Origin of the sequence: Ruminococcus sp. J1101004sp1_RTP21198st1_B9_RTP21198_201120 (assembly GCF_040924245.1) — a bacterium.
GTDB lineage: Bacteria > Bacillota > Clostridia > Lachnospirales > Lachnospiraceae > Blautia_A > Blautia_A faecis.
Genome location: NZ_JBCOMI010000016.1, coordinates 90,131 through 109,271, shown reverse-complemented (window position 1 = coordinate 109,271; position 19,141 = coordinate 90,131). Strand labels below are relative to the sequence as shown.

General features: G+C 42.0%; 20 protein-coding genes and 1 riboswitch. Of the genes, 8 read left to right on the top strand and 12 right to left on the bottom strand.

Annotated elements, in window-relative coordinates:
* Window positions 1-83: 83 nt before the first annotated feature.
* The 4 genes from AB5618_RS12515 to mobQ all read left to right on the top strand — a co-directional run bounded on the left by AB5618_RS12515 (window position 84) and on the right by mobQ (window position 3,893).
* The gene (locus tag AB5618_RS12515; protein WP_368366802.1) at window positions 84-800 is read left to right on the top strand and encodes a replication initiator protein A; all 717 of its coding nucleotides are present in this window, start codon (window positions 84-86) and stop codon (window positions 798-800) included.
* The gene (locus tag AB5618_RS12510; protein WP_368366801.1) at window positions 797-1,654 is read left to right on the top strand and encodes an ATP-binding protein; all 858 of its coding nucleotides are present in this window, start codon (window positions 797-799) and stop codon (window positions 1,652-1,654) included. Before AB5618_RS12515 ends, AB5618_RS12510 begins: the two co-directional genes overlap by 4 nt.
* A 170-nt stretch (window positions 1,655-1,824) precedes the next feature.
* Window positions 1,825-2,046 (top strand): DUF3847 domain-containing protein, encoded by a 222-nt coding sequence (locus tag AB5618_RS12505; RefSeq protein WP_368366800.1) that lies wholly within the window; start codon window positions 1,825-1,827, stop codon window positions 2,044-2,046.
* Between the two features lie 137 nt (window positions 2,047-2,183).
* Window positions 2,184-3,893 carry a MobQ family relaxase gene (gene mobQ / locus AB5618_RS12500; RefSeq protein ID WP_368366799.1) on the top strand — a complete coding sequence of 570 codons (1,710 nt, stop codon included), beginning with the start codon at window positions 2,184-2,186 and terminating at the stop codon, window positions 3,891-3,893.
* 204 nt (window positions 3,894-4,097) lie between these two features.
* Here the strand turns inward: mobQ and AB5618_RS12495 are convergent, their stop codons facing one another.
* A complete protein-coding gene (locus AB5618_RS12495; protein WP_368366798.1) occupies window positions 4,098-5,051 on the bottom strand; it encodes an Abi family protein in 954 nt (317 codons plus the stop codon).
* Between the two features lie 237 nt (window positions 5,052-5,288).
* Entirely contained in the window at window positions 5,289-5,666 is a 378-nt protein-coding gene (locus tag AB5618_RS12490) for a TnpV protein (protein ID WP_368366797.1), read from the bottom strand.
* Window positions 5,667-5,788: 122 nt separating this feature from the next.
* On the opposite strand from AB5618_RS12490, the gene AB5618_RS12485 reads away from it, so the two are divergent.
* Window positions 5,789-5,959 (top strand): hypothetical protein, encoded by a 171-nt coding sequence (locus AB5618_RS12485; RefSeq protein WP_368366796.1) that lies wholly within the window; start codon window positions 5,789-5,791, stop codon window positions 5,957-5,959.
* 54 nt (window positions 5,960-6,013) lie between these two features.
* On the opposite strand, the gene AB5618_RS12480 is transcribed toward AB5618_RS12485, so the two are convergent.
* A complete protein-coding gene (locus AB5618_RS12480) occupies window positions 6,014-6,925 on the bottom strand; it encodes a S8 family serine peptidase (RefSeq protein ID WP_368366795.1) in 912 nt (303 codons plus the stop codon).
* 186 nt (window positions 6,926-7,111) lie between these two features.
* Complete coding sequence (locus tag AB5618_RS12475) at window positions 7,112-8,293, bottom strand: sugar MFS transporter (RefSeq protein WP_313719365.1); 1,182 nt, start codon at window positions 8,291-8,293, stop codon at window positions 7,112-7,114.
* 97 nt (window positions 8,294-8,390) lie between these two features.
* Between AB5618_RS12475 and AB5618_RS12470 the strand changes: the two genes are divergently transcribed.
* Together AB5618_RS12470 and AB5618_RS12465 are read left to right on the top strand one after the other, a co-directional pair.
* Window positions 8,391-8,555, top strand: a complete 165-nt coding sequence (locus AB5618_RS12470) for a DUF6783 domain-containing protein (protein WP_368366794.1) — start codon at window positions 8,391-8,393, stop codon at window positions 8,553-8,555.
* Complete coding sequence (locus tag AB5618_RS12465; RefSeq protein ID WP_313719367.1) at window positions 8,552-9,454, top strand: AraC family transcriptional regulator; 903 nt, start codon at window positions 8,552-8,554, stop codon at window positions 9,452-9,454. The genes AB5618_RS12470 and AB5618_RS12465 overlap by 4 nt, the downstream gene beginning before the upstream one ends.
* Window positions 9,455-9,593: 139 nt before the next feature.
* Here the strand turns inward: AB5618_RS12465 and AB5618_RS12460 are convergent, their stop codons facing one another.
* The 4 genes from AB5618_RS12460 to rsxC form a co-directional block, all read right to left on the bottom strand.
* Window positions 9,594-11,315, bottom strand: a complete 1,722-nt coding sequence (locus AB5618_RS12460) for an MATE family efflux transporter (protein ID WP_313719369.1) — start codon at window positions 11,313-11,315, stop codon at window positions 9,594-9,596.
* A 311-nt stretch (window positions 11,316-11,626) separates the two neighbouring features.
* Window positions 11,627-12,505, bottom strand: a complete 879-nt coding sequence (locus AB5618_RS12455; protein ID WP_118071790.1) for a methylenetetrahydrofolate reductase — start codon at window positions 12,503-12,505, stop codon at window positions 11,627-11,629.
* Between the two features lie 41 nt (window positions 12,506-12,546).
* Window positions 12,547-13,167, bottom strand: a complete 621-nt coding sequence (locus AB5618_RS12450) for a methylenetetrahydrofolate reductase C-terminal domain-containing protein (protein WP_118580418.1) — start codon at window positions 13,165-13,167, stop codon at window positions 12,547-12,549.
* Between the two features lies 1 nt (window position 13,168).
* On the bottom strand, window positions 13,169-15,133 hold the full coding sequence (gene rsxC / locus AB5618_RS12445) for an electron transport complex subunit RsxC (protein WP_173771538.1): 1,965 nt from the start codon (window positions 15,131-15,133) through the stop codon (window positions 13,169-13,171).
* Between the two features lie 390 nt (window positions 15,134-15,523).
* Between rsxC and AB5618_RS12440 the strand changes: the two genes are divergently transcribed.
* Entirely contained in the window at window positions 15,524-16,018 is a 495-nt protein-coding gene (locus AB5618_RS12440; protein WP_173771540.1) for a hypothetical protein, read from the top strand.
* An 86-nt stretch (window positions 16,019-16,104) separates the two neighbouring features.
* Here AB5618_RS12440 and AB5618_RS12435 read toward each other — a convergent pair whose 3' ends face one another.
* The 4 genes from AB5618_RS12435 to AB5618_RS12420 form a co-directional block, all read right to left on the bottom strand.
* Entirely contained in the window at window positions 16,105-16,719 is a 615-nt protein-coding gene (locus AB5618_RS12435) for an NUDIX hydrolase (protein WP_118580392.1), read from the bottom strand.
* A 71-nt stretch (window positions 16,720-16,790) separates the two neighbouring features.
* The gene (locus AB5618_RS12430) at window positions 16,791-17,426 is read right to left on the bottom strand and encodes an ECF transporter S component (protein WP_118580386.1); all 636 of its coding nucleotides are present in this window, start codon (window positions 17,424-17,426) and stop codon (window positions 16,791-16,793) included.
* Between the two features lie 183 nt (window positions 17,427-17,609).
* Window positions 17,610-17,747: riboswitch (FMN riboswitch) on the bottom strand.
* A 94-nt stretch (window positions 17,748-17,841) separates the two neighbouring features.
* Window positions 17,842-18,750, bottom strand: coding sequence for a mechanosensitive ion channel family protein (locus AB5618_RS12425; protein WP_227198926.1), 909 nt, complete (start codon window positions 18,748-18,750; stop codon window positions 17,842-17,844).
* Window positions 18,751-18,866: 116 nt separating this feature from the next.
* A complete protein-coding gene (locus AB5618_RS12420) occupies window positions 18,867-19,130 on the bottom strand; it encodes a DUF1294 domain-containing protein (RefSeq protein ID WP_173770296.1) in 264 nt (87 codons plus the stop codon).
* Between the last annotated feature and the right edge of the window lie 11 nt (window positions 19,131-19,141).

The following is a 19,141-nucleotide window of genomic DNA, read 5'->3' as shown; positions in this document are numbered from 1 at the left end:
GTGGCTTATTCACTGAGATATGAAAGGTTGAAAAACCTTGAATTTTCAATAAAAAACACTTGATTATATGAGGAGGTGAACACATGACAGAATTTCTAACATCCCATACAAGTTTTTCATCTTATATGGTGTTTCCCCGTTTTCTTCTGGACATGGAAATAAACGAAACTGCCAAAATGCTTTATATTATCCTGCTCGACCGGGCAAGGCTTTCCCAGAAAAATGATGGCTGGTCAGATACAGATGGTCATGTGTTCATTTACTTTACGATTGAAGCACTGGCAGAAGTTCTCCACAAAAGCCAGATGACGGTTAAAACTGCTCTGGCAGTACTGGAAGAACAGGAGCTTATCTTTCGAAAACGGCAGGGACCCGGACAGCCCAATCGAATTTATGTAAAACTCCCAAAAGAAACCATCCACTATACAGACAGATTTCTTTCCCTAAGACAGACAGAAAACTGTCCTATTGACAGACAGAATTCTTTCCCTGATACAGACAGAAAACTGTCTGGTAATAAGAAAGAGATAAAAAAGAACAATTTAGCAATAAGAGGGAGTAAGGATCCACTCTCACCCTATGGAAAATTTCAAAATGTTTTTCTGTCAGAGAAAGAGCTGGAAGATATCCGGCAGACAATCCCTGACTGGAAGGATTATATTGAACGCTTATCCGGTTATATGGCTTCTACCGGAAAGCGATATCAGAACCACGCAGCTACCATCATCAGTTGGGCAAGACAGGATCATCCTACTTCCCGGCAACGAAATTACGAAAGTGAGGAATACGAAACATTATGACAAAATTTATAGAAAAACCAACAGCTATAACCCCAAACAGAGAGCTTCAGTCTGATGAATATTTTAACGAAACAGACCACTTGATCTACTGTTCCAAATGCAATACGCCAAGACAATGCCGGCATGAATTACAGGGAAAGGTTCTTATTCCTTCTATCCGCTGTAAATGCCAGCAGGAAATCTTTGAGCAGGAAGAAGCCCAGAGAAAACTTCATGAAAAACAAATGGAAATAGAGCATCTTAAAACCAGCGGCTTACAGGACAAAGCACTCTATGACTACACTTTTGCCAGGGATAACGGCATCAATCCGGAAATAAAACTGGCACACAATTATGTAAGCAACTGGGAAGAGATAAAAGCAAACGCTTCCGGACTTCTCATCTGGGGTGATGTCGGTACTGGAAAATCTTTTTTTGCAGGTTGCATTGCCAATGCCCTTCTGGAAAAAGGCGTTCCTGTACTGATGACCAACTTTTCCCGGATTCTGAATACCCTTACCGGAATGCATTTTGAAGACAGAAACCAGTTCATCAACAGCTTAAACCGCTACAGTCTTCTGATTATTGATGATCTCGGAATTGAGCGGAACTCTGACTTTGCACTGGAACAGGTATTCAATGTGATCGACAGTCGTTACCGCAGTAAAAAGCCTCTGATCATAACGACCAATCTCACTTTATCAGAGCTGAATAACGCCGCTGATATCGCACACAAACGAATTTATGACCGTATTCTGGAGAGATGTATTCCTGTCCGTATCAATAACCGGAATATTCGTCAGGACAATGCAACAGCTAATTTAAAACAGGCAAAAAGAATTCTGTTGAACAATCATGCTCCGAACCAGAACTGAAGCAAAGAAGCATAACACGATAATTATTCTTCACTGACAGTGGTACTACTTTCTTTCCTTATTTATCACCAGAAACATGCCACTGTCAGTTATCCGAAACTATAGTACCAAACCATAAGATTTTAAAACCAATACTGCCCGGATACGGGCATAAAAAGGAGGTGCCAGATATGGCAGATAAAAGAATCATGACACCAGAAAAAAAAGCACTGTTACAGGCAAAACACCGTCAAGAAGAAGCCGAAGCAAGAAACCGAAAAAAAGAACGTGATGCCAGAACACACCGATTAGTCCAGGAAGGAGCAATTCTGGAAAGTATTGTTCCCCATATTAAAGAAATGGATTTAGATTCCCTAAAACGGGAGCTGATAATCCGCTTACGGGGAATGTAAGCACACAAATTCTACTCCCGAAGGGCGCACTTACTCACCACCCGATAAATCGGGCGGTGGTATCCCCTACGGGGCTCGTGCGCTCTGCCGAGGGCTTTGTCCGCTGTTGCAAGCAACATCGAAAGGAGGTGCCAGATATGGCAATTTATCATATGCAAGCCAAAGTTGTCAGCCGTGGTTCCGGGCGTTCCGCTGTCGCAGCTTCTGCTTATATGAGCTGCAGCCGGATGTACAATGATTACGATGGCATCCAGCATGATTACACCAGAAAGCATGGACTCATTTATCAGGAAGTAATGCTCCCACCGATGGCTCCACAAGAATGGAAAGACCGTGAGCAACTCTGGAACGCTGTCGAAGCTGCCGAAAAAACAAAGGACAGCCGACTGGCAAGGGAATTTGTTGTCGCACTTCCCGTTGAATTAGATAAGGACAGTAATATTTCTCTTCTTCAAAATTTTATTCAAAAGAACTTTGTAGATATGGGCATGTGCGCTGACTTTGCTATTCACGATACAGATGGACACAATCCTCATGCACACATTCTGCTTACCGTCCGTCCACTGAATGAAAACGGAACATGGCAGTATAAAACAGAAAAAGAATATCTCTGCATAAAAAATGGAGAAGAAAAAGGATTTACATCTACTGAATACAAAGCTGTTCAAAAAGATGGCTGGGAAAAGCAATACAAATATAAAGTTGGGAAAAAGAAAGTTTATATGACCGCATCTGTCGCACAGGAAAAAGGCTATGACCGCATTGACAAGCATCCAAAAAGCAGCCGCTATGGTAGGCAGAATCCCATTTCTGAACAATGGAACAGTGATGAACAGCTTCACATCTGGAGGGCAAATTGGGCAAATTCAGTAAATGAAATGCTTGCCCGTAATCGGATAAATGCATCCATTGATCACCGCAGTTTTGCAGACCAGGGGATCACTGAACAACCGACCATCCATGAAGGCTATATTGCTCAAAGTATGGAAAAGAAAGGAATAATCGCTGACCGTTGTGAAATCAACCGTCAGATTCGTGCAGATAACAAAATGCTCAGGGAATTAAAAGCTCAGGTAGAGAAACTGGCTCAGGCTGTCAAAAATTCTATTCCTGTAATTGCAGAAACAATGGAAACTATCCGAAATCATATGATTTTTACACAATATCATTTGTTTCATAATGAAATGCAAAAAGAAGTCATTCATGACTGGATGCAATACTTTAAACCTATTTTGAATAAATATGATGTCACCAAGAAAAACTTAAAAGATAAAATTGCTAAAAGAAAAGATCTGAAAACGCAAAAAGATAAAACCAGTTTTCTGAATCCCATCCAGCATATAAAACTGAATCAGCAGCTTACAACCGTAACAGAAGAAATCGAAGAATTGAAGTCACGGAAAGAGCAGCTAATTTCTCAGGCTCAATGCTCCACGGATAAAGACATGACGAACCTCTCCAAGAAATATGACCAGATGGATAAAAATCTGGATATCCTAGATTCGCAGGATGTCATTCTTAAGGAGCAGCTTGAAAAAGACGCCACAGCTTTCCGGGAAGAAAAATTCCGACCAGAACCAGAGCAGTATACCGAATTACTGGACACCAGAATCCAGCTTCGACCGGATTTTCGTGATAAGCTGATTGAACAGTTAAAAAAGACTTTCGGCAAGCATTATGATTATCACCGTCGTGATATTGCCGCAGATGAAGTGGATTATCTTAATGTGGAAGATCCTGATGTCTTCTCCCATCGTGCATGGGAACTGGAATATCAGAGGAAACAGGAAATGCGACGAAATCAGCCCGTCAAATCTAAGAAAAAATCACATGATATGGAATTGTAGTTACCCTCTGACAGATATAAGTGCTACTGAACTTTTGTTCAAATCAAAATTGATCCACCGAACCAATTATTGATATGCAGTGCAACAAAATAGGCAGCTAGTTCTTCTTAGCTGCCTACCCGCCAATGGAATATTTGGATTCAGGCATTACCCACGCCTTCCTACGGTCATTTTTATTATATTCTCAAATCAGTTTATTATTCCCTACAAATACAACGTCCTATCATATAAATCTTTCCAATCTGCTGGTAATATATTCATCTTATATATATCAATTTTTGTTTTTGAAATAAGTTTTTCTAATTCCTTCGCCAACATATCAGCATCTTTTTGTGGTAATATTTTCTTCAATGCATATAATCGTGAATAAAGATTTGTATTATCCGGAAGTACATCTGCACTATCCCTATTATCTGGAATTACCACAGAGGAAGTCATACCAACCACCATAGAATGATGGGCACAATAATTTCTTAAATTTCTAACGGCATCTAACCATGTGTCCATCTGCTTTGTTACTTCTTTTTTATAGTTATTTTGTGAATACGTGTAATCTAATACCTCTTTTCTTAGATCACCTCGCAGGTATGAATAAATCATCACCATTGTTCCCATTTCAAAATAAGAAAATGCTGCCCATACAGGTAATATATTATTTTGACGAGCTCCCCCTTTACGGTACTCTCTCAGTTCCGGATGTTTTACAACATCTCGTCTGAGTTTTTCCTCATCATTTGTTAAATTGACAAAAAATTTCGTATCAAAAAAAGATTTATTTCTATTTCTTGTCTTTTTATCTTTCTCACTCTTAGTAGGTGTGTAATATTGCCTATCCAAATAGAATCCCGCATCTCCAGTCTTTAACGAAACAGCATTGGCAATCGCACTTTTAAAACGGACCTCAGCTTTTTTACAATACTTAAATAATAATAGTCTTAATTGCACATCAAAATCATATAGTTCAAAGAAAACTTTTGAATCCGCTTTACTCCCAAACGCATTAACTTGTGTTAGGAGAAATTTTCCATAACGGCTTGCTCTGAAATATCCTGCATAACCAAGAAATTCTCTCATCTTTTTTCTCTGGCGAAAAGTAATATATTTTTTCATTAATATAACCTGGGATTCCAAATCTATTGGTAACTCAGTATTCGGCATTTATAGCACCCTCTTTCATAGTAAAAAAAAAGAATGGATATACCATTCTTAATCCCGCCAATGGAATATTTGGATTCGGGCATTACCCATGCCTTCCTACGGTCTACGATTATATTAACACATACCATCTAAAATATCAATAATTTATTCCAAAAAACTATCTTTTTCATTAGCATAAGAAAGCCGAACAAGACTTTTTATCCTGTTCAGCTTTTCCTATTGTTATGCCTATATTTGTTACGCAAAAATTATTTCATTACACACAATCTCTTCTGCAGCATTCCGAATATTATTGACTGCACCAACCCATGCCATCTGATCCTGTGCTTTCAGTTCTTCGGTAATTTCCTGTTTCTCCATCATCTGCCGTACCAGCACTTCCATCCTTTTTCTTGCCTGCTGATCCACTTCATTCAAATGTTCTGTTAATTTACCAGTCAGCAGATAAGAAGAATACAGCCCGGAACGATGTTCCTTCAAAAAGTTCTTTCTAAGTATCCCATATTTGCCATAATTGGCTTCTTCCTGCTCTTTCAATTCCAGATCCGGCAAATAATAATCTCCGTATAAAGTATAGCTGATTCCTGTTTTCTCATCCATAATGTGTTTTTTCATTTTGCATTCCTTTCCTGCAATTCTTTCTTGCAATAAATCCTTTTCTGTTTTTCCGTTTACATTGCCCCTCCTACCGAAATATGGTAGAATGAAGCTATTAAAAATGAAACCGGAGGTGCCATATGGCTATCAGTTCCAATAATGTTCAGGTCTATACTACTCTGTCCAAAGAACTGGTCGCTGAGATTGATAAGGATGCGAAAGAAAACTTTCGTACACGTTCCCAGCAGATCAATATGATTCTGACCGAGTATTATAAGACCAGAATGACAACCGAGCATGAGTCTGAGTAAAACACTGAATCTCCTGAAAACACAGGAAATATCAGTGTTTTCTTATGTTTACCCTTAATTATAAGGTTCATGTGAGCCATAATTATTTCCAAAGCTTAAATTGATCGCAATTGATCTTCCAAGCCGTATGGCCTGCCGAACCAGATAATCCACGCCTTGCATCAGCTCTGTAGTTCTTGGAAAAGAATCCTGTCTTGGAATTCCCATTTTTACAACCAGAAGGTCACTTTCATATGCCACACCCCGTTTCACTGCCCCACGGGAAAAATCGCTGCCAGCTGCCACTCCAAGCACAGCGGTTCCATGACCGCTTACATCTTCAGACGGAACAAGGCGCCGTCCCTCCTGCACAGAGAGGAACAACGCCTCATTAATTTCCTCATTGGTATATTCAGTTCCTGTTGCATAGCCCTCCGGTGGATTACCGGGAATGCTCTGATCCCACAAACGCAATATTCTGGACTTTCCGTCTGCTGTGAGAAATGCAGGATGACGGTAATCCACGCCGGAATCTACAATTCCGATCAACACACCGCGCCCTGTCAGCCGTAGATTTCCCGGCTCATCGCGCTGCACCTGGGTAATACAGCTTGCCTCTTTGGAAAACAGGTCTTCGAAATACAGACGGGTGGGCTTTTCTATAAATTCTATCTGGGGACGCTGGGAATATTGTTCCAGCATACTTTCAGGAAGCGTCACAATGGCATACCCGCCAAGGAGAGGGACCACGGAGATTTCGGGTCCACCTAGTAATATCTCAACGGAATCTCTATCATTTTCCGCACCATATTTCATTCCGTCAGAAACTTCCTCATTGGCAATCCCCATCTCACTATACTTCACAATAATTTCCCACTTTCGTGTCTGCTTCTCATACCCCACATTCAGATTTCGGGATTTCTCTCTTTCCTCTTCTGTGGCATCCAGCGCAAGGTTCAAAAGATTATTCAGCTTCTGATCTGGCATATTCCCTCCATTTTGCAGCATATGCATACTCAGAATATACTTATCTTTAATTTACGCCAACCCATTTTAAATAATGCCTCAGGGCCTTCTTATCAGATTGTAAAGCGGACATTCCAGGTCCGCTTTGCTACTTGCTCATGAACGCAGTTGCTTCGCGACCTGTCAGTGGGAGCTTTCAACTCCCAGTTATTTTTCCTCTACTTTCACCTTTTTCAGCAGAAAAACCATCACCAGCAGCACCACTGGGAAAATCAGGCCTACGCCCATACCCACGCGGATATTATCTCCGGCATTCTGGGTGACACGGCCGACAATTCCAGGGCCTATGCTGCCCCCAAGGTCTCCTGCCATGGCAAGAAGGGCGAACATGGCAGTTCCGCCTGCTGGAAATTTCTTAGAGGAAATGCTGATGGTGCCAGGCCACATGATTCCAACGGAAAATCCGCAGACAATACAGCCGATCAGTCCTGCTGCCGGATTTGAGGACAGAGATGCAAGAAGATAGCAGAATACGCATAAAATTCCGGATCCTGCCATAAATTTCATCAAGTCCATTTTATCTCCGTATTTTCCAAAGATCACACGGCTGATTCCCATCGTAATGGCAAACATGCAGGGGCCGGCCAGGTCTCCGATGGTCTTTGACAGTCCAAGTGCCGCCTCTGCATAGGCAGATGCCCACTGGGACATGGACAGCTCTGATGCCCCTGAACACACCATCAGACACACGGCAATCCAGAATACAGGCTTACGAAACAGTTCCCTGATCTTCATGCCTTCCCCTTCATCCACCAGATGTTCGATGGGACAGGTGGCAAAGTTGTAAACATTAACTGCCGGAACGATTGCCCACAAAACTGCCAGCCACTTCCAGCTGTCCATTCCAAAAACTGCGAAAAACAGGGTGGAAACTGCAATGGTTCCCACAGAGCCCCAGCAGTAGAAGGAATGAAGAAGACTCATGGTCGCCTCTTTATTTTTGAAAGGACATGCTTCCATAATAGGACTGCACAGCACTTCAATCAGTCCGCTTCCAACAGCATAAACAATAACACTGATGATAATTCCCACAAAAGGATCTGGCAAAAGCTCCGGAAGAAATGCCAGCCCCACCAGTCCTAAAGCGGAACTGATCTCAGAGGTCACAATGCACACGCGATATCCGATTTTGTCCACAAATCGGGCACAAAACAAATCAACCAGCAGCTGGGTAAAGAAAAAGCAGGTGGAGATCAGTGCAATATTTCCAAGGGAAATATGATAATCTGTGTGAAATTTCAGAAACAGCAAAGGTGCAAAATTCGCTGCTATGGCCTGGGTGATAAAGCCCATATAACAGGCTCGTTTGGTTTTCTGGTAATTTTGCATGATTGGTTCTCCTTTTTTCTTCTTTAAAGAAGATTTTTGTCTTATTGGATTATATTATATTTGATTGTGTTTTTCATTGGATTATTTATGATTTTTATTGTATAATATCGTAAAAACAATAATTTTCTATTTTTCGGGGCACTTCTCAGAGCATGTTCGAAAAAGGTTTTCTGCAAAATATACCGCAAAGTGGAGCGAGCAGATTGCGGGAATGATTTTCAAACAGGCTCCAGGTCTCGATTTGAGGATAAACAAGACATGAAAGAAACCAACGTATATACAAAAATTATTACCGATGAAAATTTAATGGAGACCATTCCCCACGGAAGCCAGGACTATCCCTTTCGCTACTATTATGAGCATTTAGCCCAGTTTGATTTTAACTGCATAGACTGGCACTGGCATACGGAGCTGGAATTTGTGTATGTTCAATCCGGAACCGTAACTGTCTGGATTGGGGAAAAGCAACTGGAGCTGCCATCTGACAGCGGCATTTTTATTAATTCCAAATTCCTTCACCGTTTTTCCTCTCCTGTGGATGCTGTCATCCCAAACTTTCTCTGCATGCCCTCTTTCCTTGCAGCTACAGACAGCTATATTTACCAGAATTATGTGAAGCCTATCATTTCATCGAATATTCCTTTTTGGATTTTTCGCAGGGAGATTTCCTGGCAGGCCAGAGTTCTTGATCTTATGAAGCAGATTATTTCTGCGCAGACTTCCGGTTCTTCCTGCCATCTTCTGACCTCTGCCCTTATGCAGCAGCTCTGGCTGGAAATATACAAGCATACAGACCTTTCCACTATACCGGAAATCACTGGACAATTCTCTGTAAACCGCGCAAGACTCCAGCTGATGATGCAGTTTATTCACGAAAATTACAGAAGAAATCTTTCCCTGGATGAGATTGCTGCACAGTCTATGATCAGCAAAAGCTCTGCCTTAAATCTTTTTCGGAGCTATCTTCACATCACGCCGGTTAACTATCTAATAAACTATCGGCTGAAACAGGCTGCCCTCCTACTCTCCCATACAGAGAAAAAAGTCAGCACCATTTCAGCCGAAACCGGTTTTCACAATGTAGATTATTTTTGCAGAGCCTTCAAAAAACACTACCAGGTGACACCTGGAGAATATCGGAAAGAAAAGTGGGATAAATAGCTGTTATTTGTTAATTTTACATTCCGCATTCAATGCATTTACAACAGCTTCATACATCGGTTTCGCCTGCGGTGCAGCTCCAATCAGCTCTGCCAGTGTCATTCCATACACAAACTGGATCATCGAACCATCCAGCATTCTAGATCGTCACATAAAGATAATTGAACACCAGCTTCCTCTGATACTCATAATACTTCGCCTTTTTCTTGATCATCTCCATTACCGCACGGTCAACCTCATCTCCGCGGAGGTCGAAGGGATTGTAAGAATTGACATTATCCCGAATCCGAAGTATACATTCGCCATTGTTGTCCATTACTTTTACAGATACATAATATTTCTTATCTGTTTCGCCGATGCCAAATTTCATAATGTTCAGAAGCAGTTCTTCCACGATCAGATGAATAAAAAACGACTGCTTAAAATCCAAGTTCCATTCATCACACAACCCTTCCAGATTCTGGGACATTTTTTCCATGCTGCCTTCCTCGATGGGATAATATTCCTCAAAAACCCGGTTGGTAAAACTGTATTTTTCTTTTATGTAATCTTTTATTTTTCCAAATATCTGTATTGCCAAAACCAGCAGCAGGCAAATTCCCTCACTTATCACATACACAAGCGCAAGCCCTACAATACCCTTTTTCTCAATCAGCAAAAATCCGGCCACCAGCATGAGAATGAAGTTGCGTAAAACAGATAACCCGGAAGCATACCTTGTCTTTCCTATTGTTTGCCAGAAAGATGTAGTTACCACATTCACTCCTGCCAGAGCCACACTTAATGCGTAAATACGAAACGCCACTGTTGCTGTTTCCAATGCCTGGCCATCATTCAGACCAAAGAAAACCAGAATATTCTTTGCGCCGGCAGCAAAAAACAATGCCATAAGCATTCCTGCAGCTGCAACGATCCGCAGTCCATCGTGGTACACTGCCAGCATTCCTTTCCAGTCCTTCTCACCGCCTAAAATAGAGATAACCGTTGAGGCTGCAGCTCCGGCTCCGTCAAACATGGCTCCCGGAATAGTGCTCATGGTATAAATAACGCCAAATACAGCCACAGAAAAAGTGCCATTTTCAAAATTTTCCTTTAACAGCATGGTATTAAACACCAGCATAACCACTGCCTGAAAAATAAATGCAGAGCCTACGCCAAATCCATTTTCCACATATTCTTTGATCTCATTCCAGGTGGGAATGTGAAAATGAAAGCTTAAAAGCGCCTGCTTGTTCCAAAAATGAGTAAGCAGAATCAGAGTTCCTACTGTTTCCGCAATACATAAAGACGCCGAAGCCCCAACAAGTCCCCAGTTCAGCACTTTCATAAACAGCAGATCCAGGCTTAAATTTGTGACAATAACGCCAGCTGAAGAAATGGCAGCCAGCTTTGGTGCGCCGTCTGTACGCACTGCTATGGAAAGAATATTATACACTACATAAATCGGGGCAAAAGCAAATACCACAGTCAGATACTGCAGGGCCTGTGGCAAAAGCTCCGGTGTGGCACCAAGCAGACTGCATAATGCGCTGCGAAATACGAGAGATACTGCTGCGAAAAGCACACCTGTTATCAGGCCTGCACTTAATACGGAGCCGAAAACCCGATTTGCACCTTTCAGATCTGCTTCACCAAGTTTTTTCCCAATTAAGACGCCTGCACCGCCGCCTAGGGTGATTCCCATAAGTAAATAAAGCAGAAATACCGGTGTAGCAATGTTCGCCACAGCCAATCCGGTACTGCCTATAAAATTTCCTACCAAGGTTGCGTCCACAAGGGTGGATACGGTAACCCCAAGAGAAGAGCATACTCCCCAGAATAAAAAGGTTCTGTATGCACTTTTGGCATAGTTTGTTTCCATATAATTTTCCTCCTGCCCCATCATTTTCCAATAATAAAATTATATCGTTTCTTTCCCCTTAAAACAATTCTATTTTTATTTCTATTGCGTCATAATTTCCAATTACGAAACAAAACGGGCAAGTTCTCTTCAAATTACAAAAAAAACGAGCCATCCTCCACAAACGCAGATTCCTGCGTTCATGTTTCAGACGGCCCGTGTAATTTTAATTTTCAGATTTCAGCTGCTTTTCGCAGATCCGAATTTCAGATTTCAGCTATTTCCAGCAAATTCGAAATTCAGATTTCAGCTAATTCCAACAGTTCCGAAATTTAGATTTCGGCTAATTTCAGCAGATCCGGAATCTTGGACTCCCAGCCAAGTGCCATGATATGAACACCCTGGCAGTATGGCTTACACTCTTTGATAATACGTGCAGCGATCTCAACACCGGTAATTCCAGCTTTTGTCTTTTCTTTGTCAGCCTTCAGCTCCTCGATCATCTCATCCGGAACATGAATGCCGGCAACGTTATTATTCATGAATTTCGCCATTCCAGCGGATTTCGGAATAATAATTCCAACCTGTACAGGTTTTCCGAACTGTTTTGCTTTTTCCATAAATTTGATAAATTTCTCCGGCTCAAATACAGCCTGTGTCTGGAAATAGTCAGCGCCTGCTGCAACCTTTCTCTCCATCTTCGCAAGCTGTGCATCAACAGAATCACTGCATGGAGACACGACAGCACCCTTGGAGAATTTCGGAGGCTCTCCAACAAGCTGGTTTCCGCCAAGATCCACACCGGACTCCAGAAGCTTCACTGTGTGAAGAAGGGATACGGAATCAAGGTCGAAGACCGGTTTTGCCTGTGGATGATCACCCATCTTGGTATGGTCACCAGTAAGGCAGAGAATATTGTCAATACCGAACATAGCTGCGCTGAGAAGATCAGACTCCAGAGCGATACGGTTTCTGTCACGGCACGCAAGCTGGAAAATGGGATTCATGCCTGCATCTTTAAGAACCTTACACATTGCAAGAGATCCAAGACGCATAACAGAAGACTGGTTATCTGTTACGTTAACTGCATGAACACCTGTAAGGTATGTTTTGGCTTCTTCTACCAGCTCATCTACATGGATTCCTTTCGGCGGTCCTACTTCTGCTGAAACTGCAAATTCACCACGATCGAATAATTCTTTCATTTTCATATTATATTTGCTCCAATCATTAAAAATTTAGGATTAACCTTTTATTTCACTTCATCATCTGTAGCAAAATTGTGGATCTGTGTCGGGCATTTCAGCACATCAAGGCGTCCAATCTCTTTCAGGCGTCTGTAAATACGCTCCCATCCACACTCCATTTCGCTGTCCACTTCGCATTTTCCATTCTTGGAACCGCCGCACTGACCATTCACAAGGCTCTTGGAACATGCTGTGATCGGGCAGATTCCACCTGTCAGATTCAGATAACACTCACCGCACTGATCGCATTTATATTCTAATGGTGTCACTCCCTGGAAACCAGGTACCGGATATGTATCACAGGCAGCACAGACCATCTTATCTTCCAGATATTCAGAAATTGTCTGCACGCCAACACCACAGGAAAATACAAGAACCAGATCTGCTTCCTGAATTTTGCTCATATGTTTCTGAAGGCGCAGCTCCATGTTCTCCGGATTACAAATATAATCAGTAGTCATAATTCCTGTCACATTTCCTTCAGCGGAAAGCTCCTTCTGAAGTTCAACAGCTTCTTTTTCCGGAAAATGTACCTCTTTACATCCATGACAGTTAATAATGAAAACTTTTTTTCCGGCTGTCAGTGATGTGATTGCTTCTTTTGCTTTTAACTGGGTAATCAACATATCACTTCATCCCCCTTACTGCATTTTTTCCGGCTTTAATACTGTCGATGATCGGAATCTTGGAAGAACAGATATACTGACAGCATCTGCACTCAACACAATCCATAACATTCATGTCCTTCATGCCCTGCCAGTTCTCGTCTTTGGCATATTTTACAAAATACAGCGGAGACAGTTCCATCGGACAGACATCTACACAGCGTCCGCATTTGATACATGGCTGCTCTTTGGTCTCATCTGTATCAATTGCAATGATACCGTTGGAGCCTTTCATCATAGGTACATCCAGTGTATTCAGAGGGAATCCCATCATAGGTCCGCCCATCTTAACCAGAACATCCTCATCTGTAAATCCACCACAGTAGTCGATCAGCTCTCTTACACTTGTACCAATTTTGATGATAAAGTTTCCAGGATTCTTGATCTTCTCACCTGTAACAGTTGCAACACGCTCAATCAGAGGCATTCCTGTCTGGATCGCATCTGAAATTGCCTTTACTGTACTGATATTATCTACTACAACGCCAACATCTGCCGGAAGACCGCCGCTTGGAACGATTCTGCCCATAACACGCTTGATCAGAGTTTTCTCAGCGCCCTGTGGGTATTTGGTTCTGGCAACAAATACTTCCATATCTCCGATATTAGCAACTTTTTCCTGCATTAATTCAATGGCATCCTGCTTGTTATCCTCAATAACAATGATACCCTTCTGGGCACCGGTTGTCTTAAGAACTGCTCGCAGACCAAAAATAATATCATCTGCATACTCAAGAAGTACTCTGTGGTCTGCTGTCAAAAGCGGCTCACATTCGCATCCATTGAGAAGGATGGTATCAACTGGTTTCGCCGGTTTCAGCTTGACACAGGTCGGGAAACCTGCACCACCCATACCAACGATTCCTGCTTCACGAATGATATCAATGATTTCATCCGGAGTAAGCTTGTCAAGGTCTCCATGTGGCTGTACGGATTCGTGCAGAGTATTTTTTCCATCCGATTCAATAACAACAGCCATCACTTCACTGCCTCTTGTGCCATGCATACGAGGTTCAACAGCAACTACCGTTCCGCTTACGCTGGAATGCACAGGAGCGCTGATAAATCCGGCAGCTTCGCCGATCTTCTGACCGACTTTTACAGTGTCACCAACCTGAACGATTGGATTCGCCGGAGCACCCAGATGCTGAGACATGGAAATTACAACCGTCTTCGGATCCGGGAACTTCTTAAGAGCAATGTGCTCACTGAATTCCTTGCGCTCTGACGGATGAACACCACCATAATAACCATCCAGTCTGTTTTCTCTGATTGATTTCACATAATCATTGATCACCTTGAAATTAACCTTGGAGAAATCACGAACCTGTACGGGCTGATTGAGGAATTCTTCCAGACGTCCCTGTTTCGCCAGTCTCTGGTAAATTTTCTCCCATGCGCAGTCCTTATTGGGATCTACTTCGCATTTTCCATTCTTTGCTCCACCGCACTGACCATTCACAAGACTCTTGGAACAGTCAACGATGGGACAGACACCACCGGTAATATTCAGATAACACTGTGCACATGCATCACAGCTCTTCTTGGTAAGTGCCATGCCATGATGACCTCTGTAGTTAAGGGTATTGCTTGCAGCAACAACCGGCTTACCTGCCAGATCTGCAACAGTCTGAATACCAAGACCACAGGAAATTACTACCACATTCTCTGTTCCTTCCGGAAGCAGATCCTGCAATTTTCTTTCTGTGTGCATTTTATTGCATAAGAAATCAACTTTCGCACTACCTGTGACAGTCTTTCCCTGCTCCTCAGCAAACTTCAGGAATTCATCGCAATCCGGTTCCTCAACCGTCTCAAATTCCTTAAAGCACTTATTACAGGCAATCACAAACAGGTTGTCCTTGCCGCTCAGCACTGATGCAAGCTCATCACTGCTTTTCAGCTTGTACTTAGTATAATTTTCCAATTGCTCACCTTCCTTATAATAGAAATTATATTCTTATACTATCTGTTCTTATCCGTTCCCTCCACAAAAAAACTTATAAAAGCAGATAAATAAGTTACTGTTTTTCCTTTATAATTTAACACAAACTGACTATTTTATCCAGTCTTTGTGACTATTCTGCCTTCAAATTATGTTTTATTTTTTCATTGTTGGTTCTTTTTCTTAAGTTGTTCGTATTATAGTTTATGGGAATGGATATGTATTGTAAAAAACGATACTATTTTTACAAAATCATCTGAAGATATGTTATAATGGGAATATCTGTTGAATATCGTTAAAAGAAATATTATGATTCCGTTCAGCATAGAACATTGAATCATTAATGAAAGATACTTACGAGGTGTAAAGCTTATGAAATACAGAGATGAGTTCCACATTGCATCCACTGCGATTCTGCTCAGTGTGGCCATGGTGGGAATTTCCGTAGTCGTTCCCAAAGAAAACAGAGTACCAACTGCCAAGACCACATTAACAGAGGCTCCTGAAACAGCTGCAGAAGCGGAAGCTGCACAGCAGGAAGAATTTCCAATTTACAGTCAGGACAGTAATTATGACGAGACTTACGATTACAGCCAGGGAGATAGTTCCTACGATAACAGCTATGATTCTTCTGGCGGTGATTCTTCAGGAAGCGACCAGATCACTTATCCTACTGAGGATTCTGGAGATAGCTCAGGAAGTGACACTTCCGATATTCCGGATTATACAGAAGATACCTCCGATGATTCCGGACAAGATAACGATGAGAACTGGGATTATATTGATAATGGAGATGGTTCTGGTTCCGATAACGGAGGAAACTATACGGAGGATACCTCCGATCAGGATATTGAATACTATGAATAAAAAGAATCCTGCCCGGCAGGGCTTGGAAATTCCAACAGAATTTCCTGCTACATAATAAAATCCCCGGATTTCCGGGGATTTTATTATTATCTGATCTTATTCAAAAATCCAAATGGTTCCTTATCTTCCAGAAAATGCATCAGCATATATGCCGTCATGATCGCTACATTCTCTTCCTTCAGAATCCGCTTCACTTCCTCGCGGTCCGCCAGAATCACTTCAATCTCTTCCGTATCTTCCTGTGCCTTGGAACTGATTTCGCCGCTGGCATATCCATATACAGTCGCACAAGACTCGTCTGTCATTCCTACAGTAGTGAAATAAGGCTTCTGGTAAGCTTCTGCTACCGGAATGGGATCAAGCTTCAGTCCGGTTTCCTCGTACATTTCACGAATTGCGCCTTCATGGTAATTCTCATCCGGCTCTACCAGACCAGCTGGAAATTCATAAATATAATCGCCTAATGTATAACGATATTGGCGAATCAACACCACTTTGTCATGTTTTTCGCCATAAATGCTATAAATGATCACACCGTCCGGATTGTTCTTATGTGTCACCATTTTCAAGCTGTCTACATCTTTTGCACGGGAAGACACAAAATAGTTTACCGGGGTATTGTGCACACTGGTGGCTTTTACATTATAAAGGTTTACATAACGATTATCTGTCTGTTTGGTAATGCTGTTGATTTTTCCCATAGGAACCTCTTTTCGTCAGTTCTTGCTGTTCTGGTCAGAGGTCTATCTAGATCTCACCAAGGAACAGAGAATCAGTCACCGCGAAGAATCACACGAATTCTTTTATAAATAAAGAACACGATCACTGAGGTTAATGTGTATTTGAATAAATTGAATGGTACAAGGATCATAATTGCAAAAGTAAGAAGGTTGGTTACACCGCTGTGTACTGCTGCACCCATTTCAATAAATGCCTGTACCGGCATTCCAAATGCCTTGCCGTATGCAGGAAGAAGTACAAATGCGTTTACAAAGCATGCAAGCACTGTGGTAAGAATTACACCAGCTGCCATACCTGCCACTGCATGTGTTCTTGTCTTCTTATGCTGATAACGATAGATCAGTCCGGCTGGAACTACATAAGAACAGCCAAAGAGGAAGTTTGCCACATCACCAACGCCTGCTGTCATAGTTCCCTTAGTTACCAGATGTACCAGAATCTTCACCAGTTCGATCAGTATACCTGCTACAGGTCCCATTGCAAAAGAACCGATCAGTGCTGGAATCTCAGAGAAATCCAACTGATAAAAGGACGGTGCCAGAAATGGCAGCGGTACCTCAAAATTCATCAACACACCTGCCACAGCGCCTAACATTGCTACCTGGGCAATGGTTCTGGTGCGGCTTCGCTCCATTACATTTCCATTTTTGATTACTTGTTCGCTCATACTCATTGCTCCTTAAATTATAATATTTAAAGAAAATTTCTGCAAGTATGGGATTAAAATGTTACCAGTAAACAGTAACGGTTACTGTTCACCAGTAACGTTAAAATCACCACATAAAAAGCCCCGAAATCTCTTCCGGGGCAATGAGCACGTACAAAAAAATCAACCGATCTAAATATTCTGCGCGTTCTTCTCTCATCCAGACTTTACTGTCGGTTTTGGAATTTCACCAAATCAGCCGCCAAAGCGGGTCGCGGACTATACCGCCGGTAGGGAATTTCGATTTCCAAGGATTTCGATCACCCTGCCCCGAAGAAATTTTCTTTTCATGGTGGATTATACAATAGAAATAGGATAATTTCAATAGGAAATCTATTTGTACATTTATTTCATATTTTCTATTATATATCTATTATCATTTGTCTTTATTTGCCTCCACAACATGCACATCCATCTGCGGATACGGAATAGAAATTCCGTTGGCATCAAAAGATTCTTTGATTTTCTCATTCAGCCGCCATTTGATCTTCCAGTATTTATCGGTGGGAACCCAGACGCGAAGCCCCATGACTACGGCGCTGTCAGCAAGTTCGTCTACAAAGACCAGCATGTCTTTGTCCGATTTGGTTCCGGGATCTTCCTGTAAAATGTGCTGCAAAAGCTTTTTTGCTTTCTTAATATCAGAATCATAGGAAATTCCCACTTTGATTTCCAGGTTACGCAAATTCTGCGCAGTTACATTGATAATGGTGCTGTTGGATAATTTTCCATTTGGAATGATTACATGCTTATTGTCAATGGTGATCAGGGTCGTATAGAACATCTCAACCTTATATACGGTTCCCTCCGTCCCACCAGCCTGATCCTGTATAATATAATCTCCTACCTGAAATGGCTTAAACAAAAGTAGCATAACGCCGCCAGACAGATTCTCCAGACCGCCCTGCAAAGCAAGACCAATGGTAACGCCGGCAGTTCCCAGAAGAGCTGCTACTGAAGATTCCTTCACACCGAAATTAGTAGCTATATTAAAAATCAGAATCAGATACAGCAAAAATTTTCCAAAAGAACAGATGAACTGGGCAACCCCCATGTCTATGCCGGCCTTTTCCATGGAACGCTTCGCAACTTTCAGCAGCCACTTGATCAGCTTTGTTCCCACATAAAAAGCTACAATAGAAAGAACCACTTTCATTCCGAAGCTGATCAAATCCGGAATATGACCGTTAAAGTAAGCCTTGATCTGATCCCAGTTGGAGCTTACTTTATCCACTGTTTCCTGGACAGTCTCCTGAACTGCATTCTCTATAACCTGTCCTTCCAAATTCCCATCTCCTTTTTTCAGTCCTTTCCCGTAAACAATTCTGTTTCTTGCTATCCAAAAACAATTTCGTCCTGTTTTCCACCGGAAATTCATTTTGGAAACAAATTATCCACCGTCTACTGCAAGACTCTCCACAGTATCAACTGCGCTGCCAGAATTAACGGCACACCCAGACGGAATTTCCATTTTCTGATTTTATGATGAAAAAATTGCATTCCAAGAAGAGCTCCAGCGGAACCGCCAATGGCAGCCACCGCAAGAAGCTGGGCTTCCGGGATGCGCCACTGTTTCCGGATGGCTTTCTGTTTATCGATGCCATACATCCCGAATGCTGCAATATTAACGAAAACCAGATATACAACAAGAATATTTTCTAACATTTTAATCCAAC

Excerpts from the sequence above, each read along its gene's own strand:
- AB5618_RS12480 (WP_368366795.1), bottom strand. The coding sequence starts at position 6,925 with ATGCCAGATCAGAAGCTGAATAATCTTTTGAACCTTGCGCTGGATGCC.
- AB5618_RS12495 (WP_368366798.1), bottom strand. The coding sequence starts at position 5,051 with ATGCCGAATACTGAGTTACCAATAGATTTGGAATCCCAGGTTATATTA.
- AB5618_RS12420 (WP_173770296.1), bottom strand. The coding sequence starts at position 19,130 with ATGTTAGAAAATATTCTTGTTGTATATCTGGTTTTCGTTAATATTGCA.
- AB5618_RS12465 (WP_313719367.1), top strand. The coding sequence starts at position 8,552 with ATGAAAGAAACCAACGTATATACAAAAATTATTACCGATGAAAATTTA.
- AB5618_RS12490 (WP_368366797.1), bottom strand. The coding sequence starts at position 5,666 with ATGAAAAAACACATTATGGATGAGAAAACAGGAATCAGCTATACTTTA.
- AB5618_RS12440 (WP_173771540.1), top strand. The coding sequence starts at position 15,524 with ATGAAATACAGAGATGAGTTCCACATTGCATCCACTGCGATTCTGCTC.
- mobQ (WP_368366799.1), top strand. The coding sequence starts at position 2,184 with ATGGCAATTTATCATATGCAAGCCAAAGTTGTCAGCCGTGGTTCCGGG.
- AB5618_RS12450 (WP_118580418.1), bottom strand. The coding sequence starts at position 13,167 with ATGTTGATTACCCAGTTAAAAGCAAAAGAAGCAATCACATCACTGACA.
- AB5618_RS12460 (WP_313719369.1), bottom strand. The coding sequence starts at position 11,315 with ATGGAAACAAACTATGCCAAAAGTGCATACAGAACCTTTTTATTCTGG.
- AB5618_RS12475 (WP_313719365.1), bottom strand. The coding sequence starts at position 8,293 with ATGCAAAATTACCAGAAAACCAAACGAGCCTGTTATATGGGCTTTATC.
- AB5618_RS12515 (WP_368366802.1), top strand. The coding sequence starts at position 84 with ATGACAGAATTTCTAACATCCCATACAAGTTTTTCATCTTATATGGTG.
- AB5618_RS12430 (WP_118580386.1), bottom strand. The coding sequence starts at position 17,426 with ATGAGCGAACAAGTAATCAAAAATGGAAATGTAATGGAGCGAAGCCGC.
- AB5618_RS12435 (WP_118580392.1), bottom strand. The coding sequence starts at position 16,719 with ATGGGAAAAATCAACAGCATTACCAAACAGACAGATAATCGTTATGTA.
- AB5618_RS12455 (WP_118071790.1), bottom strand. The coding sequence starts at position 12,505 with ATGAAAATGAAAGAATTATTCGATCGTGGTGAATTTGCAGTTTCAGCA.
- AB5618_RS12485 (WP_368366796.1), top strand. The coding sequence starts at position 5,789 with ATGGCTATCAGTTCCAATAATGTTCAGGTCTATACTACTCTGTCCAAA.
- AB5618_RS12505 (WP_368366800.1), top strand. The coding sequence starts at position 1,825 with ATGGCAGATAAAAGAATCATGACACCAGAAAAAAAAGCACTGTTACAG.
- AB5618_RS12510 (WP_368366801.1), top strand. The coding sequence starts at position 797 with ATGACAAAATTTATAGAAAAACCAACAGCTATAACCCCAAACAGAGAG.